General features: G+C 67.3%; 25 protein-coding genes. 11 read left to right on the top strand and 14 right to left on the bottom strand.

All coding sequences use genetic code 11. The annotated features are described in order from the left end of the window. Positions 1 to 73: 73 nt before the first annotated feature. Together NA8_RS20430 and sigJ are read right to left on the bottom strand one after the other, a co-directional pair. The gene (locus NA8_RS20430; protein WP_063051974.1) at positions 74 to 1258 is read right to left on the bottom strand and encodes an NAD(P)/FAD-dependent oxidoreductase; all 1185 of its coding nucleotides are present in this window, start codon (positions 1256 to 1258) and stop codon (positions 74 to 76) included. An 82-nt stretch (positions 1259 to 1340) separates the two neighbouring features. Continuing rightward, on the bottom strand, positions 1341 to 2285 hold the full coding sequence (sigJ, locus tag NA8_RS20425) for an RNA polymerase sigma factor SigJ (RefSeq protein ID WP_063051973.1): 945 nt from the start codon (positions 2283 to 2285) through the stop codon (positions 1341 to 1343). Between the two features lie 168 nt (positions 2286 to 2453). Here sigJ and NA8_RS20420 point away from each other — a divergent pair, with 168 nt between their 5' ends. Next, positions 2454 to 2819 carry a cupin domain-containing protein gene (locus NA8_RS20420; protein WP_063051972.1) on the top strand — a complete coding sequence of 122 codons (366 nt, stop codon included), beginning with the start codon at positions 2454 to 2456 and terminating at the stop codon, positions 2817 to 2819. 13 nt (positions 2820 to 2832) lie between these two features. On the opposite strand, the gene NA8_RS20415 is transcribed toward NA8_RS20420, so the two are convergent. Continuing rightward, complete coding sequence (locus tag NA8_RS20415; RefSeq protein ID WP_063051971.1) at positions 2833 to 3240, bottom strand: SdpI family protein; 408 nt, start codon at positions 3238 to 3240, stop codon at positions 2833 to 2835. A 164-nt stretch (positions 3241 to 3404) separates the two neighbouring features. On the opposite strand from NA8_RS20415, the gene leuS reads away from it, so the two are divergent. Then, complete coding sequence (gene leuS / locus NA8_RS20410) at positions 3405 to 6251, top strand: leucine--tRNA ligase (protein ID WP_063051970.1); 2847 nt, start codon at positions 3405 to 3407, stop codon at positions 6249 to 6251. Positions 6252 to 6348: 97 nt separating this feature from the next. Here leuS and NA8_RS20405 read toward each other — a convergent pair whose 3' ends face one another. Next, entirely contained in the window at positions 6349 to 7038 is a 690-nt protein-coding gene (locus tag NA8_RS20405; protein WP_063051969.1) for an SDR family oxidoreductase, read from the bottom strand. A gap of 228 nt (positions 7039 to 7266) precedes the next feature. Here NA8_RS20405 and ggh point away from each other — a divergent pair, with 228 nt between their 5' ends. Together ggh and NA8_RS20395 are read left to right on the top strand one after the other, a co-directional pair. After that, positions 7267 to 8604, top strand: a complete 1338-nt coding sequence (ggh, locus tag NA8_RS20400; RefSeq protein WP_063051968.1) for a glucosylglycerate hydrolase — start codon at positions 7267 to 7269, stop codon at positions 8602 to 8604. A gap of 74 nt (positions 8605 to 8678) precedes the next feature. Continuing rightward, on the top strand, positions 8679 to 9416 hold the full coding sequence (locus tag NA8_RS20395) for a glycoside hydrolase family 25 protein (protein ID WP_063051967.1): 738 nt from the start codon (positions 8679 to 8681) through the stop codon (positions 9414 to 9416). A gap of 104 nt (positions 9417 to 9520) precedes the next feature. Here the strand turns inward: NA8_RS20395 and NA8_RS20390 are convergent, their stop codons facing one another. The 3 genes from NA8_RS20390 to NA8_RS20380 all read right to left on the bottom strand — a co-directional run bounded on the left by NA8_RS20390 (position 9521) and on the right by NA8_RS20380 (position 13243). Then, a complete protein-coding gene (locus NA8_RS20390; protein WP_063051966.1) occupies positions 9521 to 11584 on the bottom strand; it encodes a PhoX family protein in 2064 nt (687 codons plus the stop codon). A gap of 232 nt (positions 11585 to 11816) precedes the next feature. Beyond that, on the bottom strand, positions 11817 to 12617 hold the full coding sequence (locus NA8_RS20385; protein WP_063051965.1) for a hypothetical protein: 801 nt from the start codon (positions 12615 to 12617) through the stop codon (positions 11817 to 11819). A gap of 98 nt (positions 12618 to 12715) precedes the next feature. Further along, complete coding sequence (locus tag NA8_RS20380; protein ID WP_063051964.1) at positions 12716 to 13243, bottom strand: lipoprotein LpqH; 528 nt, start codon at positions 13241 to 13243, stop codon at positions 12716 to 12718. Positions 13244 to 13664: 421 nt separating this feature from the next. On the opposite strand from NA8_RS20380, the gene NA8_RS20375 reads away from it, so the two are divergent. Beyond that, positions 13665 to 14711, top strand: coding sequence for a fused (3R)-hydroxyacyl-ACP dehydratase subunits HadA/HadB (locus tag NA8_RS20375; RefSeq protein WP_063051963.1), 1047 nt, complete (start codon positions 13665 to 13667; stop codon positions 14709 to 14711). Between the two features lie 181 nt (positions 14712 to 14892). Here NA8_RS20375 and NA8_RS20370 read toward each other — a convergent pair whose 3' ends face one another. Then, positions 14893 to 15099 carry a DUF397 domain-containing protein gene (locus tag NA8_RS20370; protein ID WP_084466947.1) on the bottom strand — a complete coding sequence of 69 codons (207 nt, stop codon included), beginning with the start codon at positions 15097 to 15099 and terminating at the stop codon, positions 14893 to 14895. Next, a complete protein-coding gene (locus NA8_RS20365) occupies positions 15089 to 15979 on the bottom strand; it encodes a helix-turn-helix domain-containing protein (RefSeq protein ID WP_084466946.1) in 891 nt (296 codons plus the stop codon). The genes NA8_RS20370 and NA8_RS20365 overlap by 11 nt, the downstream gene beginning before the upstream one ends. Before the next feature lie 293 nt (positions 15980 to 16272). Here NA8_RS20365 and NA8_RS20360 point away from each other — a divergent pair, with 293 nt between their 5' ends. The 5 genes from NA8_RS20360 (at position 16273) to NA8_RS20340 (ending at position 19957) form a co-directional block, all read left to right on the top strand. After that, positions 16273 to 16716, top strand: coding sequence for a DNA-directed RNA polymerase subunit beta (locus NA8_RS20360; protein WP_245663920.1), 444 nt, complete (start codon positions 16273 to 16275; stop codon positions 16714 to 16716). Next, complete coding sequence (locus NA8_RS20355) at positions 16706 to 16942, top strand: hypothetical protein (protein ID WP_063051960.1); 237 nt, start codon at positions 16706 to 16708, stop codon at positions 16940 to 16942. Before NA8_RS20360 ends, NA8_RS20355 begins: the two co-directional genes overlap by 11 nt. A gap of 98 nt (positions 16943 to 17040) precedes the next feature. Further along, positions 17041 to 17553: a hypothetical protein gene (locus NA8_RS20350; RefSeq protein ID WP_063051959.1), complete on the top strand. Its 513-nt coding sequence runs from the start codon at positions 17041 to 17043 to the stop codon at positions 17551 to 17553. A 252-nt stretch (positions 17554 to 17805) separates the two neighbouring features. Beyond that, entirely contained in the window at positions 17806 to 19185 is a 1380-nt protein-coding gene (locus NA8_RS20345) for a serine hydrolase domain-containing protein (RefSeq protein ID WP_063051958.1), read from the top strand. A gap of 40 nt (positions 19186 to 19225) precedes the next feature. Then, a complete protein-coding gene (locus tag NA8_RS20340; RefSeq protein WP_063052011.1) occupies positions 19226 to 19957 on the top strand; it encodes a MerR family transcriptional regulator in 732 nt (243 codons plus the stop codon). A 105-nt stretch (positions 19958 to 20062) separates the two neighbouring features. Here the strand turns inward: NA8_RS20340 and NA8_RS20335 are convergent, their stop codons facing one another. Further along, positions 20063 to 21007 carry an NADP-dependent oxidoreductase gene (locus NA8_RS20335; RefSeq protein ID WP_063051957.1) on the bottom strand — a complete coding sequence of 315 codons (945 nt, stop codon included), beginning with the start codon at positions 21005 to 21007 and terminating at the stop codon, positions 20063 to 20065. Between the two features lie 118 nt (positions 21008 to 21125). On the opposite strand from NA8_RS20335, the gene NA8_RS20330 reads away from it, so the two are divergent. Beyond that, entirely contained in the window at positions 21126 to 21623 is a 498-nt protein-coding gene (locus NA8_RS20330; protein WP_063051956.1) for a MarR family winged helix-turn-helix transcriptional regulator, read from the top strand. Positions 21624 to 21666: 43 nt separating this feature from the next. On the opposite strand, the gene NA8_RS20325 is transcribed toward NA8_RS20330, so the two are convergent. From NA8_RS20325 to NA8_RS20310, 4 genes are all read right to left on the bottom strand, one after another. Next, a complete protein-coding gene (locus NA8_RS20325) occupies positions 21667 to 22473 on the bottom strand; it encodes a MerR family transcriptional regulator (RefSeq protein WP_157106803.1) in 807 nt (268 codons plus the stop codon). Continuing rightward, a complete protein-coding gene (locus NA8_RS20320) occupies positions 22466 to 23002 on the bottom strand; it encodes a VOC family protein (RefSeq protein ID WP_063051954.1) in 537 nt (178 codons plus the stop codon). The genes NA8_RS20325 and NA8_RS20320 overlap by 8 nt, the downstream gene beginning before the upstream one ends. Before the next feature lie 256 nt (positions 23003 to 23258). Then, positions 23259 to 23990 (bottom strand): alpha/beta hydrolase, encoded by a 732-nt coding sequence (locus NA8_RS20315; RefSeq protein ID WP_063051953.1) that lies wholly within the window; start codon positions 23988 to 23990, stop codon positions 23259 to 23261. Positions 23991 to 24226: 236 nt separating this feature from the next. Continuing rightward, a complete protein-coding gene (locus NA8_RS20310) occupies positions 24227 to 24832 on the bottom strand; it encodes a DUF8020 domain-containing protein (RefSeq protein ID WP_063051952.1) in 606 nt (201 codons plus the stop codon). Positions 24833 to 24977: the final 145 nt, after the last annotated feature.

Here is a 24977-nt window from a genome sequence, read left to right as displayed (position 1 = left end):
GGTCTCCTTGCGGCGGAGGTAGGCGGGCCGTGTCGGATCGTCCCGTCCGACACGGCCCGTACCGAGCGCGGCGTCACGCGGTGAGGGTGCGGATCGGCTCGGCGGCGGTGATGTGACGACGGCGAGACGGGAGCATCGACGTCGGGTGCGAGATGCTCCACGCCGCGCTCTTGCAGATGAGTTCCTTGACTCGCGCGGCTGCCCGGCCGGTGAGGGCGGAGGGCTTGGGCTGATCGTCGGGGGTGACCCACTGGACGACGGCATCGCGGCGGCCGAGGCTGATGCACTGGGCGGTGTAGCCGATCGAATTGCCGGAGATCTTTCGGCCGGTCAGACGTGCGGCGATGGCGTCGGCGGCCTGATAGGCCGAAGGGACACCCGAAGCACAGGACATGCGCAGCGGCTCGCCGTTCGCCCCGGGGGCGAGCGCGGCGTCGCCGACGGCGTAGACGTCGGGGTGCGAGACCGACCGCATCGTGTCGTCGACGACGATCTGCCCGGTCGCCGACACCCGCAGGGTGGTGGCCGCGGCGATCGGGTGCACGGCGAAACCGGCTGTCCACAGAGTCATTCGGGCGGGGATCGTGCGGCCGTCGCTGGTGACGGCGCCGGTCGGCTCGACGCGGGCGATGTCGGTGTGCTCGTGCACGGTGATGCCGAGCCGGTCGAACGCCTTGCGCAGGTGCTGCTGGGCCTTCGCGCTCAGCCAGTCGCCGAGGCCGCCGCGAGCGACGAGGGCGACCGCGAGATCCGGTCGAGCCTCGGCGATTTCGGTGGCGGCTTCGATCCCGGTGAGCCCACCACCGACCACCAGCACGGTCGCACCCGCGGCCAGGTCTGCCAGACGCTCGCGCACCCGCAGCGCGGACTGCTTGCCCGCGATGTCGTAGGCGTGCTCGGCCACACCGGGCACACCGCAGTCGGCGGCGGCGCTGCCGAGGGCGTAAACGAGAGTGTCGTAGGTGATCTCACGGCGGCCATCGGCGGCATCGATGTCGACCACCTTTCGGTCGACATCGATCGCGGTCACCCGCGCAGTCACAACCCGCACGCCCGTGTCGGCGAAGACATCGGCCAGCTCGCGAGTCTTCAGCTCCTGACCTGCGGCCAGCTGGTGCATGCGGACCCGCTCGACGAACTCCGGATCGGCGTTGACGAGGGTGATCTCGACATCGGCGGGGTGCAGCCGCTTGGCGAGGCGGCCTGCGGCGTTGGCTCCGGCGTAACCGGCGCCGAGAACGACGATGTGGTGGGTCATGGTCTCACTCCTGTCTGGGTGGTGTTCGCTTCCTGAACCGGACAGCGGCGCGGAACCTGACAGAAGGGAGGTGTGATCTAGGTCACCATACGTCGACCAGGGGGTTCCCGTGCTCGGACATCGCCCAGCGGCGCGTCGCGCGGACGAGCTTGCTCGGGTTGGCCTGGGTGTGGACGGCCGCGATCCCGTCGGTCGTCACCTCCAGGGAGATGACACCGACGACCCGATCGCCGACCACGATCACCACCGCGGGCACGCCATTGGCCACCGCGTCGAACAGAGCGGCGCGACCGCCGATCGCCGCCCACTTGTCGACGGTCGGCTCGAACAGACGGCGCAGGAATCGCGCCACCCGCAGCGCGCCGGTGATCGGCTCCGGTAGCGAGAAGACCACGCCGCCACCGTCGCCCGCGCTGATCGCGTCGTCGGTCAACATCCGCACCAGCGAGTCGGTGTTGCCGCTCAGCGCGGCAGCGAGAAACTCGTCGACGATCTTGCGGGCGGCGGCCTCATCGATCTCCACGCGGGTCCGGTCGCCGGTCACGCGCTGTTTCGCGCGCCGGTAGATCTGATAGCAGTTGGACTCGGTGATATCGAGGATTTCGGCGATCTCGTTGTGCGCGTAGCCGAATGCCTCGCGAAGCACATACACCACGCGCTCATTGGCCGACAGTCGTTCCATCAGGGTGAGCATCGCGATCGACACCGATTCGCGCTGCTCGACGGTCTCGGCCGGGCCGAGCATCCGGTCCCCGGCAAAGATCGGCTCGGGCAGCCACTGGCCTACATATGCCTCTCGCCGTGCCCGTGCCGAAGCGAGCTGGTTGAGGCAGATATTGGTGAGCACCTTCGTCAGCCACGCCTCGGGCGTCTCGACGAACGCGCGGTCGGCGGCGTGCCAGCGCATGAACGTATCCTGCACCGCGTCCTCGGCATCGCTCGCCGAACCCAACAGGCGATACGCGATCGCCTCCAGTCGCGGCCGGGCGTTCTCGAATACCTCGACCTCAGGCGCACCAGCCGGCATAGCTCGAAGCTAGCCGCCGCCGCCCGCTTGCGCCAACCGCTACGCCTGCCACCCGACCAGAACAGATCTGTAGCGGACGTCGACGACCCACCCAGCCGGTACAGACGACATCCGGGCGCGGATCGCGGAAGGCTTGGAGTAGTCGAGCGGAAATGATTCGATCGAGGGATGTGGCGCGCATTCGAGGCCAACGCGGCGCCCGCGCACGGGACCGCCAGCCGGGTCCTCTTCCGGTTCGCCGTGGGACGACGGGCGTTCATCCTGCGCCAGACGATCATCGAACCCGGCGGCTCCAGCGGGTGGCACTATCACGACGGGACGCTGTTCGTCCTCGTCGCGCGGGGGACGCTCGATCACCCGGGGGCGGACTGCGCGCCGGTCACCTATCGGCGGTGGCGGATCTTCCGCGAACCGAGCGGGCCGCGGTACCCGCACGTCGCCCGCAATATCGGGACCGCGCCGGTGCTGCTGTGCGTGCTCTACGTCACTCCGGTCGGCAGCCCGCTGTCGCGCAGCGTGGCGTCGCCGAAGTGAAGCGCGGTTGCCCTCAGCTCGCGGGCAAACAGGCGTCGCGCAGTGAGCACGCGCCGCAGGAGCTGCCGCAACCGCCGGTCTCGGGGGGCGCAGCGATGGCGTCGGCCGCCTGCGCGGCGGCATTCGCGCCCGCGCCGAGGGTGAACAACGCGACCACGGCGGTGCAGGCCGCGACCGCCAGCGCGACGAATCCGCCGGCGACCAGCGCGACGAGACCACCGGCGAACAGCAGCGCCCCGGCCGCGATCGAGGTGGGCGCGGCGACCCGGTTGGCGACGCGGAACGTCTCGTCGGTGGACAACGCGGCCTCGGTGTGCACCCCGAAGAAACGATTGCGGGGCAACCGGCCGGTCAGCCCGAGTGCGCCGGTGGTGACGGCTACGACAGCCGGCGCGAACAGGACGAGAGCGACGAGGAACACCCATGCAGGCTAGCGCATCGGTGCCGCCGGGCCCTTGACGGGCGGTGCGACCGAGGACACGTCGGCAAAATCCAGGCCAGCCCGATTTTCGGTCCAGCGGAGGTGACGTTCTACCCTGATAGACGAAGTTTGTCGGGGATCGGCGACCACAAGAAGGCAGGACCGTGCAAGACACACGCGCAACCGAAAGCGATGTACCAGAGCATCGGTACAACGCGGAGCTTGCCGGCCGCATCGAACGCCGGTGGCAGCGGACGTGGGACGAACGCGGAACCTTCCATGCGCCGAACCCGGTGGGGCCGCTGGCGGGCCCGACGCCGCCGGACAAGCTGTTCGTGCAGGACATGTTCCCCTACCCCTCGGGCGCGGGGCTGCACGTCGGACATCCGCTGGGTTATATCGCCACCGATGTCTTCGCCCGCTACCACCGCATGCACGGCCGCAATGTGCTGCACGCCCTCGGCTACGACGCCTTCGGCCTGCCCGCCGAGCAGTACGCGGTGCAGACCGGCGCGCACCCGCGCGAGACCACCGAGTCGAACATCGCCACGATGCAGCGCCAGCTGGACCGGCTGGGGCTCGGCCACGACCGGCGGCGCTCGTTCGCGACCACCGATCCGGAGTACTACCGCTGGACGCAGTGGATCTTCCTGCGCATCTACAACGCCTGGTACGACCAGGAGGCCGATCGCGCCCGCCCGATCGCCGAGCTGGAGGCCCAGTTCGCCTCCGGTGCGCGGGCGGTCCCGGACGGGAAGGACTGGGCCGCGCTGAGTCCCGCCGAACGCGGCTCACTGCTGGACTCCTACCGCTTGGTCTACCAGACGGATTCGATGGTGAACTGGTGCCCGGGTCTGGGCACCGTGCTGTCCAACGAAGAGGTCACCGCCGAAGGTCGCAGTGAGCGCGGCAACTTCCCGGTGTTCCGGAAGCGGCTGTGGCAGTGGATGATGCGCATCACCTCCTACGCCGACCGGTTGGTCGACGATCTCGACCGGCTGGACTGGCCGGAGAACGTCAAGGCCATGCAGCGCAACTGGATCGGGCGTTCGCGCGGGGCGCAGGTGAGGTTCGACGCCGACGGCGAGCAGATCGAGGTTTTCACCACCCGGCCCGACACCTTGTTCGGCGCGACGTACGTCGTGCTCGCGCCCGAACACGAGCTGGTGGACAAGCTGACCGCGGCCGCGTGGCCCGCCGACGTCGATCCCCGCTGGACCAACGGCGGGGCCGCGTCCCCGGCGGACGCCGTCGCGGCCTACCGCAAGTCGATCGCGGCCAAATCGGATCTGGAGCGTCAGGAGAACAAGGAGAAGACCGGCGTCTTCCTGGGCAACTACGCCACCAACCCGGTGAACGGCGCGCCTGTGCCGATCTTCATCGCCGACTATGTGCTCAGCGGATACGGCACCGGCGCGATCATGGCGGTACCCGGGCACGACCAGCGCGACTGGGATTTCGCCACCGCGCTCGGGCTGCCGATCAAAGAGGTCATCTCCGGCGGCGACATCACCGTCTCGGCCCACTCCGGTGAGGGCGAACTGGTGAATTCCGGCTACCTGGACGGGCTGTCGGTCGAAGACGCCAAGGCCACGGTGATCGCCCGGCTGGAGTCCGACGGCCACGGCACCGGCACCATCCAGTACAAGCTGCGCGACTGGCTGTTCGCCCGGCAGCGCTATTGGGGCGAGCCGTTCCCGATCGTCTACGACGAGCAGGGCGCACCGCACGCGCTGCCGGAGTCCATGCTGCCGGTGCGGCTGCCGGAACTCGACGATTTCGCGCCGGTGACCTTCGACCCGGACGACGCGACGTCCGAACCGTCGCCGCCGCTGGCCAAGGCCACCGACTGGGTGCATGTCGAACTGGACCTGGGCGATGGGCCCAGGAAATACCGCCGCGACACCAACGTCATGCCGAACTGGGCGGGCAGCTCGTGGTATCAGCTGCGCTACGCCGATCCGACGAACACCGAGGCATTCTGCGCCCCGGAGAACGAGGCGTACTGGCTGGGCCCGCGCGCCGAGGTCGGCGGACCGGCCGATCCGGGCGGCGTGGACCTGTACGTCGGCGGTGTCGAGCACGCGGTGCTGCACCTGCTGTACGCGCGGTTCTGGCAGAAGGTGCTGTTCGACCTGGGCGATGTCAGCAGCTCGGAGCCGTACCGGCGACTGTTCAACCAGGGCTACATCCAGGCGCACGCCTATACCGACGAGCGCGGCGCGTACGTGCCAGCCGCCGAGGTGGTCGAACGCGACGGCCAGTTCTTCTGGACCGACGCCACCGGCACCGAGATCAGGGTGTTCCAGGAGTACGGCAAGATCGGCAAGTCGCTGAAGAACGCCATCTCCCCGGACGAGATGTGCGATCTGTACGGCGCCGACACCTTCCGCTTCTACGAGATGGCCATGGGTCCGCTGGACACCTCGCGGCCGTGGGCCACCAAAGACGTCGTCGGCGCGCACCGGTTCCTGCAACGGGCCTGGCGCCTGGTGGTGAACGAGGAGTCCGGCGCGCTGCGGGTCACCGACGCCGAGCCGACCGGCGAGACGCTGCGCCTGCTGCACAAGACGATCGCGGGCGTGGACGAGGATTTCGCCGCGTTGCGCGACAACACGGCGGGCGCCAAGCTGATCGAGCTGACCAACCACCTGACCAAGAGCTACCCGGACGGCGCGCCGCGCTCGGTGGTGGAGCCGCTGGTGCTGATGCTGGCGCCGCTGGCCCCGCACGTCGCCGAGGAGCTGTGGGAGCGACTGGGCCACACCACGTCCCTGGCGCACGGCCCGTTCCCGGTCGCCGATCCCGCCCTGCTGGTCGAGGAGTCGGTGGAGTACCCGATTCAGGTGAACGGCAAGGTGCGCAGCCGGATTCAGGTGGCGGCCGACGCGGACAACGCGGCGATCGAGGCGGCCGCGCTGGCCGACGAGAAGATCGCCGCGCTGCTCAACGGAGCGGCGCCGCGCAAGCTGATCGTGGTGCCCGGACGCCTGGTGAACATCGTCGCCTGAGGCGGGTCGGCGCGGCGGGAGCAGCACGTCGTCGAGCGTGACCGGGGAAAGGGTGAATACGCCGGTCGCTGCCGCCGGAAAGCGCCCCGAGGCGCTGTCAGTAGGGCCGGAGCACGACCTCGGTCGGGTGTGCGTCGCGCGGGGTATCGATGGCGGAACGCACCGTGTATGCCACCGTCTCGGGGGTCAGGAAATCCTCGGCCCGGTACTCGCGCCCCTCGCCCGCGATGATCTCTCGCTGCATATCGGTGTCGATACGCCCCGGGTGGATCGAGGTCACCCGCAGTTGCGGCTCCTCCTGCCGCAACGCGTCACCGAAAGCGCGCAGTCCGAACTTGCTCGCCGCGTAGGAGGCCCAGCCCGCGTTGGCGCGCAGCCCCGCGCCCGAGTTGATCAGCACCACATGCCCCTTGCCCGCCCGCAGCGCGGGCAGCAGCAGCCGGGTGAGCTCGGCAACCGCGATCAGATTGGCCTCCAACGTGTTCCGCCACTGTTCGACGGTGGACCCGGCGATCGTGCCGAGATCGGCGATGCCCGCGTTGTGCACCAGTACGTTCAGGCTCCGGATCGGCGCGACCGCTTCGGCGAGGGCGGCATAGTCGGTCAACTCGACCGGCCAGCCCTGAGCGGCGGGCAGCTCCGCCAGGATGCCGCGTAGCGACTCCGCGGATCGGGCGCCCAGCAGCAGGTCGTGCGTGGGTGCGAGTTCGCGGGCGATCGCGGCGCCCAGGCCACGGCTGGCGCCGGTGATCAACGCGGTCGGTTTCGCGGGCGCGGCGGAAGTCATGGGCCCCACCGTAACCGGCCGGGTGAAGAAGGCGTAGAAACGCGTAGCACTGGACGAACGACTAGCGCTGCACACCGAATCGAGGCGACAATCTCGAGCAGCGAATCACGGACGGGGCATGCGAAAGTGAGAACCGCCGAACACCAACCGGCCACGGGCCCAGGGGACGGGGACGAAACGGACACCGCTGAGCGGGCATATCTGCGGGTGACATCGCAGAATAGGGGGATGGCACATCCGGGCTTCACCCCTACCCAGCTCGCGGCCCGCGCTGCCTACCTGCTGCGCGGCAACGATCTGGGCACGATGACCAGCGCGGCGCCACGCCTGTACCCGCACATGTGGAGCTGGGACGCGGCATTCGTCGCGGTCGGCCTCGCGCCGCTGAGCGTGGAGCGGGCGGTGATCGAACTGGACACCCTGCTCTCGGCGCAGTGGAAGAACGGCATGATCCCGCACATCGTCTTCGCCAACGGCGTGGACGGATATTTTCCCGGCCCGGCCCGCTGGGAGTGCCGCAAACTGGCGGCCAACGCCCCGGACGACCTGGACACCTCCGGGATCACCCAACCGCCCGTGCACGCCATCGCGGTGCAGCGGATCCTGGATCACTCGCGCAGGCACGGCCGCAGTACCAGGTCCGTGGCCGAGGAGTTCCTCAACCGGCGCTGGCCGGATCTGGTGCGCTGGCATCGCTGGCTGGCGCACGCCCGCGATCCCAAGGAGACCGGCCGCATCACCCTGTATCACGGCTGGGAGTCCGGTATGGACAACTCGCCGCGCTGGGATCGCGCCTACGAGCACGTGGTCCCCGGCGACCTGCCGCCCTACCGCCGCGAGGACGTGCTGGTGGTGTCCGATCCGACCCAGCGGCCCACCGACCGCGAGTACGACCGCTACCTGTGGCTGGTGGAGCAGATGCGCCGCGCGGGCTACGACGACTATCAGCTCGCCTCGACCATGAGCTTCGCCGTCGAGGACGTGTTCGTCACCGGGATCTTCGCGCTGGCCTGCGAGGTGCTGGCCAATATCGGCGAGGAGTACAAGCAGCCGCACGCCGACGTGCGCGATCTCTACGCCTGGGCCGACCGTTTCCGCGCGGGTGTCGTCGCGACGACCGATGCCCGCACCGGCGCGGCCCGCGACTTCGACGTGCGATTGCAGCGGTGGATCAACACCGAGACGCTCTCGATGTTCGCGCCGCTGCTGTGTGGCGGCCTCCCCCGCGACACCGAGCGCAGCTTGCTGCGCGTGTTCGAGGGTCCGCGCTTCTGCGGACACCCGGATCTGCGCTACGCGCTGCCGCCCTCGACCTCGCCGGTGTCCAAGGACTTCCGTTCCCGCGAGTACTGGCGCGGCCCGGTGTGGCCGGTGATGAGCTGGCTGTTCTCCTGGGTCTTCGCCAGGCGCGGCTGGGCCGAGCGTTCGTTCATGTTGCGCGCCGAGGGCTTGCGGCAGGCCAGTGACGGCAGCTTCGCCGAGTACTACGAACCGTTCACCGGCGAACCGCTCGGCAGCATGCAGCAGTCGTGGACGGCGGCCTCGGTCCTGGATTGGTTGGGGTGAAAGCCACAGAACAGTTCTGACACCCCATTCGTCACACTGGTAACGACCAGAGCGAATGGCTATCGTCGTGCGGCATGGGTATCTGGAGGTCGACCACTCGCCGCGGCACAGCGCTGTCGCTGCTCGCACTGTCCGGCATCCTCGTCGCCACGCACTCCGCGACCGCGACACCGACCGGTCCGGATGTCTCCTCGTGGCAGCACACCGGCGGCAGCCCGATCGACTGGTTCGCGGTCAAGCGTTCCGGCCACAACTTCGCCATGGTCAAGGCCACCGAGGGGCTCGGTTACATCAACCCGTACTTCGTGCCCGACAGCCTGCTGATGCGCGCTGCGGGCCTGGCCCGGGGCACCTACCACTACGCCCGCCCCAACCTGCCCCCCGAACCGCAGGCCGCGCTGTACGCGGCGGTGGTGCTCGGACAGAACGGACCGCTCGACCTGCCGCCCGTGCTGGACTTGGAGGACTCCGGCGGTCTCGGCCCTGCGGCTTTGATCGACTGGACCCGCCGCTACCTGAACACCGTGGAAACGCTCACCGGCCGCGTCCCGATCCTCTACACCTATCCCAACTTCTGGCGTACCGCGATGGCCGACACCGCCGAGTTCGCCGATTACCCGCTGTGGATCGCCGACTATCGCGGCAACACCCAACCCGAGGTGCCCGGCGGTTGGTCTACCTGGACGTTTTGGCAGACCACCGACAGCGGCGCCATTCCCGGCATAGCGGGCCGCGTCGACCTCAACGTCTACAGCGGCGCCCAGGGTGATTTCGCCGGTTACGCCAACATAAGCGGCACCGGCAGTAGCTGAGAGCGGAGCCGCTACTCGCCCAGTCGAGTAGCGGCTCCACCCGTGGGAAAAGCCGCGGATGGTGATCGGCCGTGGTCGCAGGGGCCGGTGCCGCGGCTGTGGTCTCAGACTCCGATGCGGCCGCCGGCCTTCTTCCAGACCGCCACGACCGAGGGACGAGGCTGGGAGGTGCCGCCGTCGGGCCAGTGCGACAACGGGTTCTCCGGAGTGGCGTCGTCGGCCTCGCCTGGATGCTGCACGCACACCATGACCCGTGCCTCGCCGACTACCGGACCGCAGGTCTCCGCACCGCGCGGGACGGTCAGGAACTGCTTGGTCTGGCCGCGATTCGGGCCGTCGAGCACAACGGCGAACAAGCCGTCGTTCGACTTCGACGCGTTGCCGTCGGTGGCGATCCACAGGTTGCCGTACGGGTCGAAGGCCAGGTTGTCCGGGCACGAGATCGGGCTGACCTTGGATTTGTCGTATCCGGCGAAGTAGGTGTCGGCCGCGGCGGGATCGCCGCAGACCAGCAGCAGCGACCAGGTGAAGTCGGTGCCGGTGTGGTTGTCGTCGATCTCCAGGATCTGACCGTTCTTGTTGAGCTTGCGCGGGTTCGCCTCGTCCGGTCCCTGCTTGCCTTCCGCGCCGCGGTTGTCGTTGTTGGTCAGCGCCACGTACACCTTGCCGGTGTAGGGGTTGGCCTCGAAGTCCTCCGGGCGGTCCATCTTGGTGGCGCCCACCTTGTCGGCGGCCAGGCGGGTGAAGACCGCAACCTCTTCCGCACTCATGCCATCGACCAGCGACTTGCCCTTGCCGTCCGCGCCGGTTTCCAGCAGCGGGATCCACTGGCCGGTGCCGGTGAAGCCCTTGTCCGACGGCTTGGCACCGGTGCCGTCGATCTTGTCCGCGTGGTCGCCGGTGAGCTTGGCGACATACAGCGTGCCCGCGTCCAGGATGGTCAGGTTGTGCCGCATGCTGGCCGCGCCGGTGCCCGGCTGAATCTTGCGCGAGGACACGAACTTGTACATGTACTCGAACTTTTCGTCGTCCCCTGTGTAGGAGACGACGTCGCCGTTCTTCGTGACATAGATGGTGGCGGCCTCGTGCTTCACCCGGCCCATCGCGGTGTGCTTGATCGGCGTCGAGTTCGGATCCCACGGGTCGACCTCGATGACGTACCCGAATCGGTTGGCCTCGTTGGGATCCTGCGCCAGATCGAAGCGCTTGTCCGCACGCTCCCACAGGTTGGCGGTCTTGCCCGCGGCGAAACCGTAGCGCTTCAGCCGCGCCGCGGCGGCCGGCTCGGTCACCTTGTCCGCGTTGGCGAAGTAGCCGTGGAAGTTCTCCTCGCCCGACAGTACGGTGCCCCACGGGGTCAGGCCGCCGGAGCAGTTGGCGAACGTGCCGAGCACCTTGGTGCCGGTGGGATCGGCCGAAGTCTTCACGAAGTCGCTGCCCGCGGCGGGCCCGGTCAGCTTGAACTCGGTGGTGGCGGTGATCCTGCGGTTGTACTTGCCGAAGGCGGGAACCAGCTTGCCCGAACCGGATTCGCCATGAACCTCGACCACGGTCAGTCCGTGGGCGGCCATGGTGACCGCGATCTGCTCGCCGGTCGGCGCGGCCTTGTCGTAGCCACGGAACATGTGCGGGCTGGTGGTGTACTCGTGATTGACCACCAGCAGGTAGCCGTTGGCCTGTCCCTCGATCGGCAACAGGGCGGCGAAGTCGTTGTTGTAGCCGAACTGCTTGGCCTGCGCGGCGGCGGTCTGTTTGTCGAAGTCGAAGGCGGGCGCGTCGGGGAACAGCGGATCGCCCCAGCGGATCACAACGGACTGCTCGTAGCCGTCCGGGATCACCACGGCGTCTTCCTTGTTCGGCGCGACCGCGGTGAAGTCGGTGCCGGTCCCGGGCGGACCGGCGGGCGAGGCCGACACCACGGGCTTCGGCTCCTCGTCACCGCAGGCCGCGAGGCCGCTGCCCGCGCCGACCGCGAGCACGGCGGCCGCACCGCCCTTGATCAGCCCGCGCCGGTTCAGCGAGCTGACGATGTCACCGAAGTACGCGCCCGGGGAGGTGTTCGGCGCCTCGTGGAAGCACGCGTTGGCGCACTTGTACTCACAGGTCACGGCGGCGCGCGACGACTGTCCGTCGTGCTTCACGAAAAGGGCGAGTGGCTGAAGACTCACGGTGACTCCTGGGTTGGGCCGACGGCCGCACGGTAAACCATTTGGACGATCCGGAAGGGACGACAAAGTGAACAGCCGCCCAATTAGGTAACCCTGAAATTGCGCGACCACCAGACATGGGAACAACGAATGCCGCGCCGACTCGATGGTCTCGAATCGACGCGGCATTCGTGTCTGCGGGCGGCTGCCTCGTTCTCGGTCGGCCCGGCGCGAAGTTCGTCCGGCTCGCCCATCAGACGTTGACCGGCAGGGCGATGACGACCTCGCTCTCGTTCTCGGGCAGGTAGTGCGCCCGCAGGATGCGGCCCACCTGCACATGGGCGACGCTGGCGGGTGCGAGGAACTTCGTCACCCGGGTGGCGAAGCTCGACCCGTCCGGCCGGGTGACCACCAGGCCGAGCTCGACCTCGGAGTGCCCCTCACGGATCGTGCCGGTGACCGACAGCGACTGCACCACCGCCTGGGTGGCGATGCCGCGCTCGGCGATGTCGAGCTTGTGCCGGGTGGTCATGCCCTTGCGGATCAGGGACTCGTTCATGGCGCGCTGCGCGGCGGACGCGTCGCCGGACAGGTCGACCTCGACCCGGTCGGTCCGGCCGGGCAAGTAGCGCACCGGGAGCACCACACCGGCGCGCAGCAGGGCCAGTTCGGTGAACGGCACGATCATCTTCGCGGAGGAATGGAAGGTCTTGCCGTCCGCGCCTTCGACGCTGAACTCGACGTGGACCTGCGGTTGGTCGTTGACGGTGACGCCGGTCTGCCGCACCGAACGGACGGTGCCGAGGCCGGTGAGCCCGTCGCGGAACTCCGCGCTGTTGCGACCGGTCAGCGCGGTCATGATGCCTTCGCCGGTGAACGCGAAGACCATGGGGACCAGGGTGAGCGCGATGATCGGCAGCGCCATCTCGAAGCCGAGCCAGCCCATTCCGGAGGGCTCCCATTCGCTGGTGGGGACGTAGGTGACGGCGTGATAGACGTAGTAGCCGATCGCGGCGGCGGCGAGGGCGAGGGCGATCAGACGGATCTTCTTCATGACATTTCCTTCGAGGTGCGAAGTTTTCGGGGTTCGCCCGCCCCGTCATCCCGGCGGGTCGGCCGGGATGACGGGGGCGGATCGGGGGCATGCGGCGATCAGGCGCCGACGATGGACGAGCAGGCGAAGGTGATGTCGAACTTCGAGGTCTTCGGCGCGGCCAGCGGGTTGGTCAGGTCGGGCGCGCCCACGCCCTCGCCGGTGACCTTGTAGGTGTTGCCGTCCTTCACGACCGTGGCGGAGCCGCCCGGCATGCCGTTGCCGAAGCCCACCGCGTAAGGCAGGCCGTTGTCGCCGCCCTTGCTGCCAGCGATCCCGACCGCCTGCACGGTGTTCGCGTCGGTGATGGTCGCGCTCACCGAGAGATTGCCGTAAGCGGAGTTCTCGGTATCGGTCAGCGCCAGCGCCAGGGTGCCGCCCTGCTTCGCGCAGGTGGTGGTGAACTTGGCGTCGAAGGCCTTGCCGTCGACCGAAGCGACCGACTTACCCGCCGGGGCGGGCTGGGCCGAGGACGGCGCGGGCGCGGCCGGGGAGCTGCCCTTGCTGTCACCGCATCCGGTGAGAACCGCGACGGCGGCGGTGGCGGCGAAAGCGGCGGCGGCGATGCGGAGCGAAGTGGCGTTCATGGTGTGTGTCCTTGTCGTTCGAGGGGCGGGGCCCCTGGTCCTGTTCTCCGGCCCCCTGTGGGGCCGTTGAGTAAAAGGTAGGAACGATTCGCCCCCTACCGATCCCAGGTTTTCCGCATTTGCGCTGGTAGATGACGTGCGACTCAACGGGATCGGCCCGGACCCGCCTCTCTTGAGTCCACTCGACAGACACTTGGCCCAGGCCGCTCACGTGGCTGGAGAGATCCTCGATATCTGGTAGACGCAGAGGCGGCGGAAGCGCCATCAGCGGATCAGCGCTATACCGCGAGTGTCTCGCGGACGTTCGCTTGTTCTATCGGACAGGGCACTGCGTCGTGTAAGAGAGTGGTGTCCATTCGTTGAGTCGGGTTCTGCGGATACCCGGTTGTGCGGCCTGTAGGAATCTGAAACGAGGAGCGGCTTGGTGGAAGCGACATTCGATGTGGCTGGGCAGGTGGGGCATCACTATCGCGTAGATGACTATTACGAGGTGGGTCGGGAGAAGATCCGCGAGTACGCGCGAGCCGTGCAGGATTTCCACCCCGCGCACTGGAGCGAGGATGCTGCCGACGAGCTCGGGTACGCGGGGTTGGTCGCGCCGACCACATTCATCTCGATCGCCGCGATGCTGGCCAACCGCAAGCTTTTCGAGAGTGTCATCACCGGCTACGACGTGTTCGTGCAAACCGACCAGGTCTTCGAGATGCACCACCCGGTGGTGGCCGGTGACCGGCTGGTCAGCGATGTCGAACTCGCTTCGGTTCGCCGCGTAGCAGGCAAGGATCTGCTCACCGTCAAGAACACGTTCACCAACCAGACAGGCCAGATTGCGCAGGTCATGCACACGACCGTCGTCGGCATCACCGGCGAGGACGTCGACGCCGGCATCAGCGGCGCGATCGAGCGCGTGGTCATGCACGGTATCGACGTGCCCTCTCGAACCGCCACCGCAGACCACGCAGCGTCGGATAGGCGAACTGAGACGCATCCGGCTTCGAAGGCCCGCACACACCAGTCCACGACCGCCCGGACGCGAGCCCCGCGCACCGGAATTCGCTTCGAGGACATCGCGGTCGGCGACGTGCTCCCCACCCGGATCGCGCAGCTGACGCGGGGCGACCTGGTGAACTACGCCGGCGTCGCCGGTGACGCCAACCCGATCCACTGGCACGACGACATCGCAGCGCTCGCGGGCCTTCCTGACGTGATAGCGCACGGCATGCTCACGATGGGCCTGGGGGCAGGCTTTGTCACCGAGTGGCTCGGTGACCCGGGCGCGATGACCAGGTACGCGGTCCGGCTCTCGAACTACACGATCGTGGAAGCCGCCTCGGCCGGAAGCGTCGAGTTCACCGGGCGCATAAAGTCGGTAGACCCGGACACCAGGACCGCCGTCATCGTCATCGTCGCCAAGTCCGCAGGACGCAAGATCTTCGGCCTCGCCACCGCGGATGTCCGCCTCGCGTAGTCGCCGGAACGCAAACTCGACACGGCGCAGGGCTTTACCGGCCGCACACCTTCCGGATCCTCAACGCCGCGTAACAGCGCGAAAAACACCGCCGCATAGCGGTGCGCGGATCACGACGAAAACGGCCCGATCCCTGTCCATTCGAGGACCGCGGGCCGGGCCGTGATGTGTTGCGCTGCTGCTACGGGCGCTTGAACTTGTCGTCGTTCACACCAGCGGTGAACGCGTCCCACTCGCTGGGGGTGAACACCAGCGCAGGGCCGGTCGAATTCTTCGAGTCTCGCACGCCGACCATGCCGCCGTCGAGGTGTGCGACCTCGACACAATCCTTTGACCCGCTGCTGCGGCGACTCTTGAACCACTTCGCACCGGATAGGTCAACGCTCACTGTCATACTCCTTTGCAATCTTGAAGATGAGAGTTCGACTGCCTGCCTCATCCAGCGCCAGACGGTCCAGTTCGGCGCAGGCTTGACGGTACTGCCGGACCTCGTCTGCGCTCTCAAGGTACAAGTCGCCCAGGAAACCTTGCACATAGACCACGGGTGGCACCGTCAAATCTGCGGTCGGGTGGCGCGGAAACTCCAACAGCACGAACATGCCGACCAGAAGAGCGCGGTACGCGCCAACTGTCGCCGGTACAACGCGGATCGATACGTTCGGCAACTGTCCGACCTCCAACAAGTGTCGGAGCTGGGCAGTCATGATTTCGGCGTTTCCTGTCGTGCGTCGAAGCACAGACTCATCAACGAGGGCGTTCAAGGTGAGGGGATTCGATTCGTCGGTGAGCCGCGATCGGCGTTTGAGTCCGACCTGCAACATGCGTTCGGCATCCTCGGCAGGCTTGTTCGGGAACTCGGTCCAGATCAGCGCCCGCTTGTACTCCTCGGTGTGCAGCAAGCCCGGCAAGAACGTCGTCTGGTACGAGGTGATCCGGTTGGCGGCGTCTTCTAGACCGACGAACAGGTTGAAGTCTTTCGGGATCGTGTCGTCGGTAAATGCCTGCCACCAGCCTTTTGCGCCCTTGGTTTCCTTCACCAGTTCCAGGACGACCTGGGTTTCCTTCTCGGTGGCGTTGTAGAGCTGACACAGTCGCTCGATCAGGACCGGGTTGAAGCGGACGGGTTGACCGGTCTCCATCTTCCAGATCGTCGATCGTGCTGAGGCGATCGCGGTAGCTGCGGCCTCCCTCGTGATATCGGCCCGCTCGCGCAGCGTCTCCAGCTGCATGCCCAGTATGCGCCGGGCGATTGTGGAATCTGTTGCCATCTCGACCTTTCGGAATGCGTTGCAACTCAAACAAGGATGCAGCAACAACTAAAACAGCGCTGGATTTTTGGAAACGTTTGCGTCGAAACCGTCATGGCGACGCAGGTTTTGGGTGTCTCCTTGGAGTGCGCCCGGCGGCGTGAGCAGGTGACGGCGATCTTCCGCTCACGTTCCCGACCCCGGTTCACCTCCCAGCAGGGATAGCCGGGGCCGGGCACACCTACCCACCTTCGATGTGAGTTGAGGTACCGATGGATGAAGGAGCGTTCGGGGACACACCACGGTCCCGCTGCATGTTCTATCGCAGGAGTTGCGGATTCAACGCCGTGATCGATCCGCCGGAACTAGGCCGGATCGTGATGCGCGCCGGATCCGTGTGGGCGGTGACGATGCCCAGCAGGTTGGGCCGAGCGGTGAAAGCGCATATGCAGAGCAGAGGCGTCGCGCTCGGACCCATTGTCGGACATCCACGTTCAGATCGCTGGACGTTCCTCATCCGTCCCGACATCGAAGACGACGACGTGAAGCTGTTCGCCGAGATGTTCCGCAGGGACGTGAGCATCGCGCGGGAGGGAGCCGTCATCGCACTGCCCTCCCCTAGCCCGAACGGCTCCATCCGGCAATGGGTTCTCCCGGCTCGGAGCGCTTTTCTTCCGTCCGGCCGCGATGTCGTCGATGCCGTACGCGCATGGTCCGAAGTGGCGCAGACTGCTACGGCTCCGCTCTATGGCCGGTAACGCGATGATGCCTGCGCTCGTCGCCTTCGGGGTCGTGTCATGGCTCGCGATCTGTTTCTTCGTGAGCACGGCGATTCTCGAGTACCGCGTCACCTGTACGGAAAGGCGCTATCTGGAGCTGGCCACGAGCCGATCGCTTCCATCCGACGCCGATATCGAGCATCTGTGTGACCTCACCGAACCGCGCCGCGATCCGTGGGTGCACGCGGAGCTGATTCCGGCGTAACCGCTGCCCCTCCACCTGAAGCGGGGCGGCGAAACGCACATAACTCCGAAGTTCCATCGCGGCTCCGCGCCGCCGTTCCGTGGGAGGTGTTCGAACAAATGGCCGCCAACGGCGATGCCGAGGCCGACTCGAGCGGGCCGTGCTACGACACCGCCGTCCTCGCCCGGAGGCTTTCATGGTTGGACCACAACAACCCGCACTGGCCGATGCAAAGCTACGAGGCCGCACGCACGGCCTACCACCATCACCAAGATTGCCCACCCATGACCTGCGCCACCTTCATAGCGGCGCTGTACAAAATCAGGAAGTCGCAGGGCGCCGGGCCTGTGATCACGCAAGCCGCCCGCACGGAATCTGTCGTGCGGCGCAAACACCAACCGGCCCTCGACCACACCGGAGAGCCGGTGTCACCGCACCCGGAGCAGCCGGACGTACACCTGGCGGTGGTGATCGACGGACACCGGCTGCACTACGCCGCCTGCCTCACCTCCGCAATATGGTTCCTCCAGGAACAGCACCGGGGGCAGTTCGTCGACTCCGTGGAGGTAATCCCTGGCGACACGACCGGTCTACGCCGGTTGCCGAACGAAAGACTGTACGACGGGCCGTGACCATTGGCGGGGCCACAATGCGTCGCCGGGGGGTTCACGAGTGGGGTGCTCCCCGAATGCGACATCCGGGAACGGCACGGACAGCGTCGGGTACGGGGTGCGGACGGCGCAAGACCATTCCCTCGATCAGCGATCTCGTCCACGGTGCAGCGGCTCATCGACCTCGTCGTACATCGCCTGGGCCAGCTGCACCTGCCGGGGCCGAGCCGCTGACTTGACCTTGCCCCAGGGGCAGGGTTCGAGCATGGTGGCATGAACGAGACAACACAGGAATTGTCGGAATTCGTAGCGGCCTCGGCTGAGAAGTTGGGTGTACCGGGTGTGGCCGTCGGGGTGTTGGCCGGTGGTCGAGAAGATTTCGCATGCCATGGGGTGACGAGCGTGGACAATCCGCTTCCGGTGGACCGGGACACGATGTTCGTGGTCGGATCCGTGAGCAAGACCTTCACCGCGACCGCGCTCATGCGGCTGGTCGCCGAGGGCCGGGTGGAGCTGGACGCGCCGGTGCGGCGGTATGCCCCGGAATTCGTCCCCACGGATGCGGCGGCGGACGAGATCACCGTGTTACGGCTGCTCAACCATACGGCGGGGCTGGAGTGGAAGCTCCGCGTCGACCCCGGTGAAGGAGACGACGCCTTGGCGCGGCACGCGGTGACACTCGCCGAATCGCCGCTGATCGCGCCACCGGGAACGCGGGCGTCCTACAGCCAGGCGGGATTCAATCTGGCCGGCCGGATCATCGAGAACGTCACCGGATCGACCTTCGAAGGGGCCGTCGCGTCGCTGTTGTTCGAACCGCTCGGACTGGCTCACAGCCGCTACGCGGTCAACGACGTCATGACGCGGCGGTTCGCGGTGGGACACAACGTCGATGCCGACGGTGTGCTCGCGGTTGCCCGGCAGTGGAAGGACAACCGCTCCAACAACCCCGGCGGCGGCGTGGTGACGTCGGTGAGTGACCTGCTGCGCTGGGCGCGGTTCCATCTCGGCGACGGCCGGATCGACGGCGGTGAACGCCTCCTGCCCACCGAACTGCTGCACCGGATGCGGCAGCCGACGGTGGAACTACGCGGGAGCACATTGGGTGACGCCTTCGGCATCTGTTGGTTCCTGCGCGAGGTGGACGGTGTCGCGACCATCGGACACGGCGGATCGGGCAATGGCCAGTTCGCGGACCTGCTCATCGTGCCGGAGCGGAATTTCGCCGTAGCCGTGACGTCGAACGCGGGCCCGGACGCCGGCCTCGCGTTCAACCGTGCTGTAGTGAATCGGGTGCTGGAGGACTATCTCGGCGTGGTCGAACGTGACCCGGAACCGATGCCCTACGACGGGGGGCGGGCAGCGGAGATCGTCGGGGATTACGAGAACGAGATTATGCGGCTCACCCTCGATACGGACGGGGCCGGGATGACGATCGAATGCGCGATCAAACCGGAGATCCGGGCCGCCGGAGACACCGAACTGCCGCCCGACCTGCCACCGGCTACCCTCGGCCTGCTGCCCGGTGAGGCGGACGAATACATCGTCACCGAGGGTGGTCTGCAAGGACAACGCGGGTTCTTCACCCGTGACGAATCCGGCGCCGTGACCGGGATCGACCTCGCCGGTCGATTGTTCGCCCGGGTGCGATAACGGCCACGGGTGGATGACACATCACCGAAAGGAGCCGCGCATGATCACGATCGGACAGCTCGCACGGTATGCGGGCGTGACGATCAAGGCCGTGCGCGTCTACCACGAGCGCGGTCTGCTCCCCGAAGCGGCGCGCGACTCCTCCGGCTATCGCCGCTACCGCGCCGAAGATGCCATCGAGCTGGTCAAGATCAAGACACTGACGCAGGCAGGTGTGCCCTTGGCGCGTGTCAAGGAATTGCTCACCGCGAACTCCGAGGAGTTCGCGGCAGCGATCGCCCAGATCGACCGCACACTCGCCGAACGCGCTGAGGAGATCCGCCGGACCCGCGAGCAGATCGCCGAATTGAGCTCCGGCGACCGCCTGTTCGTGTCCACTGAAGTCGCCGAGTACCTCGCCCGCCTGCAGCGACTCGGGATGAGCGACCGGGCAGTCCGGATGGAACGCGACATCTGGATTCTGATGCGATCGGTCGCCCCGGAACAGGCGTCGGCCTGGGCCACCGACAAGCTCGACGCCATCGACGACCCCCAATTCCAGGCGATCTACCTCGACTACGACGCGGCATTCGACTGGTCTCCCGACGACCCGCGCCTTGTGGACCTCGCCGACCGCACCCGACGGTGGTTGACCGGCAGACGCACCGGAGCGGGCCGGACAACCCCGACACTGGATCGGAAGTTGATCCGCCTGATGATCGAATCAGTCGGAATCACCTCGCCCGCCTGGGCGCGGCTGGCGCAGATCGCACAGAAGGCGACCATCGGGTAATACTCTCGTTTCCACACCGGATCCCGCCCTGATATCCGTCAATCGCCGATCCGGATTGTGTCGGGCGCTCAATCCTGTGTTGTCGTCGTCTGGCAGACGGGTGGGTCAGGCGGTGGCCGGCAGGACGATGACCTTGCCCGACAGCGTCCCCGCGGCCGCCCGGGCGTGGACCGACGCCAGGTCTGTCAGCGGGACACGCTCGGTGACGTCGACGATCAGCTCGCCACGGTCCACGCGCGCCACCAATTCCGACAGTTGCTTCGCGTCGCTGCGGACGAAGACGTCGATGGCGCGCACGCCGCGTTCCTCGTCTGCCGGAGCGGGCATCCACACGGTGGTGCTGACCACGACGCCGCCATCGCGGACCAGGCCGGCCAGCGCTGTGAACTCGGCAGGGCTGATCGGCGCGAGGTTGAGCAGGACGTCGACCGGCTCGGTCACCGCGATGGTCACCTCGGTGCTGGTGTGGTCGATGACCTCATCGGCTCCCGCTGCCTTGACGTGCTCGCCACTGCGGGGGCTACCGGTCGCGATCACATAGGCGCCGGTGGCCTTGGCCAGCTGTACCGCGTAGCCGCCCACAGCTCCGCCGGCGCCGCTGATCAGAATCCGCTGCCCGGTCTTCAGCTCGGCGTGGTCGAACAGAGCCTGCCACGCGGTGAGACCGACCACGGGCAGCGCGGCCGCGTCAGCGAGCGGGATGCTCGTCGGCGCCGCCGCCAGGCTCTCCGCGGGCGCGAGGACGTACTCCGCCGAAGCACCGTCATCGACGAACGGCAGGAAGCCGACGACCTGGTCACCGATGTCGAGGCCGTCGACGCCCTCGCCGAGTGCGTCGATGGTTCCCGCGACATCCACGCCGGGGGTATGCGGCAAGGTCAGCGGCATCGGGCCCTGCATGAAACCTGCGCGGATGTTGCCGTCGACGCCGTTGAACGTCGTCGCGGCGACGCGCACTCGGACCTGTCCGGCACCGGGGACGGGCTCGTCGACGTCCTCGTAGCGAAGGACATCGGGGGCGCCGTACTCGTGGAATCGAACCGTCTTCATCGTGGTGCCTCACTCTCGAGGGTCATGTGCTTCGAACTCGAAGCACATGACCAACGTAGCAGTGCTTTGAACTCGAAGCAAGAGCTTCGAATATGAAGCAATGGGTAAAGTACGTGCCATGCCTGACACACCGCGGCCCCTTGACGACGTCCAACTGGGCGCGTACTTCGCCCTCATGGAGGTGGCGGGCCTGCTTCGGCACGCGGTCGAGCAGCAGCTGCGCGAAGCCGGCGATCTGAGCTACGTGCAGTTCCAGCTTTTGGCGCGCCTCGGCCTCGACTCGCCGACCGGCAGTGAACGCATGACCGACCTGGCCGACGGCGTCGTCTACAGCCGCAGCGGGTTGACCTATCAGGCAGGTCTGCTCGAAAAGGCGGGCCTGGTCAGGCGGACGCCCTCCGCGGATGACGAGCGGGGCGTTACGGTCACGATCACCGATGCCGGGCGGGCGCTGCTCGCGAAGGTGCTTCCCGGCCATACCGAGGTCCTCAGCCAGCAGCTCTTTGCACCACTGTCGCGCAAGGACACCAAGGCTCTGGCCGACCTGCTGTCGCCGGTGCGCGACCACATGCGTTCAGCGCCACCCCGTTCGGCAGCGCCGCGCCGGAGGCGATAAGGGCATCGGAAGCCCGCACGCATGCGAGCTTCCTCACCCCGCTCTACTGCCAAGTCGCGGTATCGGGGTCGATGCTGTGGGCGCGAGCGTTGGCATCGATGATTCGACGCAACCACGTGGCAAGGCCGGTGCGGATGCCGTCGTAGTGGGCGGCGAATCCCGGGTCGGCCTCGTACATCCGGCCGAGACAGACCTGCATCTGCCTGGTGAGGGGAAAGTACGAAGAGGCGAAAATCTCGCGGTGCCGCTCGACGAGTCGATTCGCTTCTGGGCTACCGGGTGTGACGCCGGCGTCCATCGCATCCTTGAAGGCGCGGTCGAGGTCGGCGATGGCGTCGGCGATGGCCTGCCATTCCTCCGGACCGCGAGAGGCTGAGCGTTCGGCGTACTGCTGCCATTGCTCCGTGTCTGCGTAGCGCTGACGGGCTTGGGCGGGCCAGTCCGGGTTCCACAGGGGACCGAAGATCGCGGCCTGCTGCTCGACGGTCAGCAGCAGGCCGCGTTCGTGGACGTCGATCATCCGATCCAGACCGGCGCTGAGTTGCTGGAGGCGGTCGATCCGTTCGGCGACCTGGGTGCGCTGCGCGCGCAGTGCGCCGGGCACGTCTGCGGCTGAGCCGTCCAAGATGGCCCCGATACTGTCCAGGCCGAGACCGAGTTCACGGTAGACGACAATGCGGTTCAGGCGTTCCAGATCGCCAGCGGTGTAGAGCCGGTATCCGGCAACCGTGCGCAGCGACGGTCGCGCCAGACCGATCTCATCCCAGTGGTGCAGCGCGCGGACTGTCACGCTCAGACACTTCGAGGCTTGACCGACGGTCAGGCCATCGGCGTCGGTGACATCAGGCATGCTCATCATTGTCGCCACGGCCGACGCCCGGTGGGGTGATCCCGACGGCCGCGAGGTTACGCGCCTCCTCACTGGCCGGATCGAAGGGCTTCGCCGCAGTGAAAACGATCCGTGCGTTCTCGGGGGTGATCACCTCCACATCACGGGTGTTCCAGGGGGTATCCCGTGGGCCATCGACCGAGTTCGGGCGCAACGCGCGACAGGCTTCGACAAGGGAATCGACCTGGCTGAGCACGCACGCGAAACTGAAGCTCACCGCTGGCGTCTGCTCCGGAACGCTCGCCGCCGGGACGAGGAGTACGTCCTGAAACGCCCACCGGCGCAGATGCACAACCCTGCCGGGGATACTGAACAGCTCGAAGAACCCGAGCCCACGAATCCAGAAATCTACCGACGCCGCCAAATCGCTCGTGGCGATCGTCACGAACGCGGGCATTCCATAGATGCCACGGAACAGCTCCGGCACAACCGCATCCGGGCCGGGAGCGGGCACGGGACTCATCTCGAACGCGTTGTAGTGGTCACTCATGCACCCCACCCTCCAGCCTCACGCGGCGTGAGGGTCAAGGCTGGTTCCTCCGGGCGCTGTCCGAGGCGCGCGGCGACGAACGTGGGTGGGCGCTGATGGCCGAGCGCCGCCCCGACCGGCCGGTATCGCCGATGGCCGGTTCGGGGCGGTTGTGCATCTGCCGATCACCGCCATCGAAGAGGGCCGGGCCCGTCCTCGATGAGCGGCGTCCCGGCAGGCAGCTCCTATCGTCTGCTGCCGACGTGACGGCCCGGCTTTACTTCAGATGCCGGACGAAGAACCGGTTCCCCTCCTCCCCCGCGAATTGCGGGACGCCGGTGTGCCCGCCCATATTGGCGTGCAGCGTCTTCTCCTTTGAGCCGAAGGCGTCGAACAGATCCAGGGCCATCTGCCGGTCGTTTCCTTCATCGTCCCATTGCAGCAGGACATGCAGCGGAATAGTGACCTGCCGGGCCTCCTCGAAGATGGCGCGGGGCACGTAACTCCCGGCGAACAGAAGGGCGGCCGAGATACGCGGCTCGACCACCGCCAACCGGACGCCGATGGAGATCACCCCTCCCGAGTACCCGACCGGTCCGCCGATCTCGGGCAGTGAAAGGAGGGCGTCCAGGGTGGCCCGCCATTCCGGAACCGCGTTTTCGACCAGCGGCAGGACGAGCCGGTCGACGATCTCGTCATCGACCGGCTCGCCGGCCGTCACCGCCCGGCGCAGGTCGGCGCGGGCCTGTTCGGCGGCGGCCGAACGGGGCCGGTCACCGCTGCCGGGGAGCTCGATGGTGGCCGCGGCGAAGCCCTCCGCGGCGGAGTGCCGAGCCCGGCCCACCAGGCGGGGGTACATCTGGCGTAGTCCGCCGGGGTGGCCGATCAGGATCAGAGGGGCCGGTGCGGAAGCGGACCCGGGCGTCCACAGGATGCCGGGGATCTCGCCGAGGGTGAATTCGCGTTCGAGGACGCCGTCGTCGAAGCGCTGTTCGGAAATGAATTGCATGGTCGTGCCTTTCGGGAGTGCTCTCGAGCGGCGCTCCCGGACGACCTATCGCCCGACCGTGACCCCAGGGGGGAGCACCCATGTAGATACTGCGTTCACGGGTACCACCTCCTCGTTCTCTGGCACGGCTTCCGGAAAGCTAGCAGTGGTCGCCGTGGTCCGCCAACAGGTTTTTCCCGAAGGCTCCGTGGGCGGGCGCACTTCCCGAGGCTGCGCACCGAGACGTGCCCGCTCTCTCACCTGCCCTGGTTGGCGACGAATGCCTGTACGGCGTCGAGGAACTCCGGGCCACCCATGGCGTAGCCGCCGACGGTTGCACCGATCAGCGCACCCATGGGGATGCTTACCCCCCATACCAGGATCACACACGCCCCGAGGAGACCGCCCACGATGGCGCCGGCGACGACGCCGGGCAGGTTCTTGTTGATCTGCTCCTTGAGCCGGTCGTAGGAGCTGATGTCCTTCAGCTGCGCGACATCTTCGGCGGTCGGGGTCAGCGTCAGGGTGCGGCCGTCCGCAGCGATGTGGGGCGCAGCCGCGATCGAACGGCCGTCCACGGCGAACCGTTGCGGCACTTCGGTCACCACTGCTCCGTCGCCGGACTCGAGCACGACCGCACCGTTCTGCGCGAGTTCGAACTTGCCGTTCTCGACGGTGGCGGTAACGACTCTGTCGAGTGGCGAAATGGTGATCTGGTAGTCGATCCCGTGATCGACACCGGAGGTCGTGACCTCCGCAGTCGGCCGCTCCGTCACAGCCGGCTCCGCATGGGCGGTCGCCGCGGTGATACCCAAGGCCGAGACGGCCAGGAAAACGGCAGCGGTGATCTTCTCGAACTTCATCTTCGAATCCCTCCACTCAGCTGCCCCTGATGGGCGGACCGAGTCAGACCTTAGGCGTCGAATTCGACGGTGTGTGGTACGCCACACACACAGTTCGAAGTAACCGCACTCCGGTTTCCCTGCGCGGGCCGTGAACACGCCGGGA

This window comes from Nocardia arthritidis NBRC 100137 (assembly GCF_001612765.1).
Taxonomy (GTDB): Bacteria; Actinomycetota; Actinomycetes; order Mycobacteriales; family Mycobacteriaceae; genus Nocardia; species Nocardia arthritidis.
The sequence above is the reverse complement of the archived record's forward strand: the minus strand, read 5'-3'. Positions and strand labels throughout refer to the sequence as shown.

Bases quoted from the DNA above. Each gene is read 5' to 3' on its own strand.
- NA8_RS20430 (WP_063051974.1), bottom strand. From the start codon at position 1,258: ATGACCCACCACATCGTCGTTCTCGGCGCCGGTTACGCCGGAGCCAAC.
- sigJ (WP_063051973.1), bottom strand. From the start codon at position 2,285: ATGCCGGCTGGTGCGCCTGAGGTCGAGGTATTCGAGAACGCCCGGCCG.
- NA8_RS20420 (WP_063051972.1), top strand. From the start codon at position 2,454: ATGTGGCGCGCATTCGAGGCCAACGCGGCGCCCGCGCACGGGACCGCC.
- NA8_RS20405 (WP_063051969.1), bottom strand. From the start codon at position 7,038: ATGACTTCCGCCGCGCCCGCGAAACCGACCGCGTTGATCACCGGCGCC.
- ggh (WP_063051968.1), top strand. From the start codon at position 7,267: ATGGCACATCCGGGCTTCACCCCTACCCAGCTCGCGGCCCGCGCTGCC.
- NA8_RS20395 (WP_063051967.1), top strand. From the start codon at position 8,679: ATGGGTATCTGGAGGTCGACCACTCGCCGCGGCACAGCGCTGTCGCTG.
- NA8_RS20385 (WP_063051965.1), bottom strand. From the start codon at position 12,617: ATGAAGAAGATCCGTCTGATCGCCCTCGCCCTCGCCGCCGCCGCGATC.
- NA8_RS20380 (WP_063051964.1), bottom strand. From the start codon at position 13,243: ATGAACGCCACTTCGCTCCGCATCGCCGCCGCCGCTTTCGCCGCCACC.
- NA8_RS20365 (WP_084466946.1), bottom strand. From the start codon at position 15,979: ATGGCAACAGATTCCACAATCGCCCGGCGCATACTGGGCATGCAGCTG.
- NA8_RS20360 (WP_245663920.1), top strand. From the start codon at position 16,273: ATGTTCTATCGCAGGAGTTGCGGATTCAACGCCGTGATCGATCCGCCG.
- NA8_RS20355 (WP_063051960.1), top strand. From the start codon at position 16,706: ATGGCCGGTAACGCGATGATGCCTGCGCTCGTCGCCTTCGGGGTCGTG.
- NA8_RS20350 (WP_063051959.1), top strand. From the start codon at position 17,041: ATGGCCGCCAACGGCGATGCCGAGGCCGACTCGAGCGGGCCGTGCTAC.
- NA8_RS20345 (WP_063051958.1), top strand. From the start codon at position 17,806: ATGAACGAGACAACACAGGAATTGTCGGAATTCGTAGCGGCCTCGGCT.
- NA8_RS20340 (WP_063052011.1), top strand. From the start codon at position 19,226: ATGATCACGATCGGACAGCTCGCACGGTATGCGGGCGTGACGATCAAG.
- NA8_RS20335 (WP_063051957.1), bottom strand. From the start codon at position 21,007: ATGAAGACGGTTCGATTCCACGAGTACGGCGCCCCCGATGTCCTTCGC.
- NA8_RS20330 (WP_063051956.1), top strand. From the start codon at position 21,126: ATGCCTGACACACCGCGGCCCCTTGACGACGTCCAACTGGGCGCGTAC.
- NA8_RS20325 (WP_157106803.1), bottom strand. From the start codon at position 22,473: ATGCCTGATGTCACCGACGCCGATGGCCTGACCGTCGGTCAAGCCTCG.
- NA8_RS20320 (WP_063051954.1), bottom strand. From the start codon at position 23,002: ATGAGTGACCACTACAACGCGTTCGAGATGAGTCCCGTGCCCGCTCCC.
- NA8_RS20315 (WP_063051953.1), bottom strand. From the start codon at position 23,990: ATGCAATTCATTTCCGAACAGCGCTTCGACGACGGCGTCCTCGAACGC.
- NA8_RS20310 (WP_063051952.1), bottom strand. From the start codon at position 24,832: ATGAAGTTCGAGAAGATCACCGCTGCCGTTTTCCTGGCCGTCTCGGCC.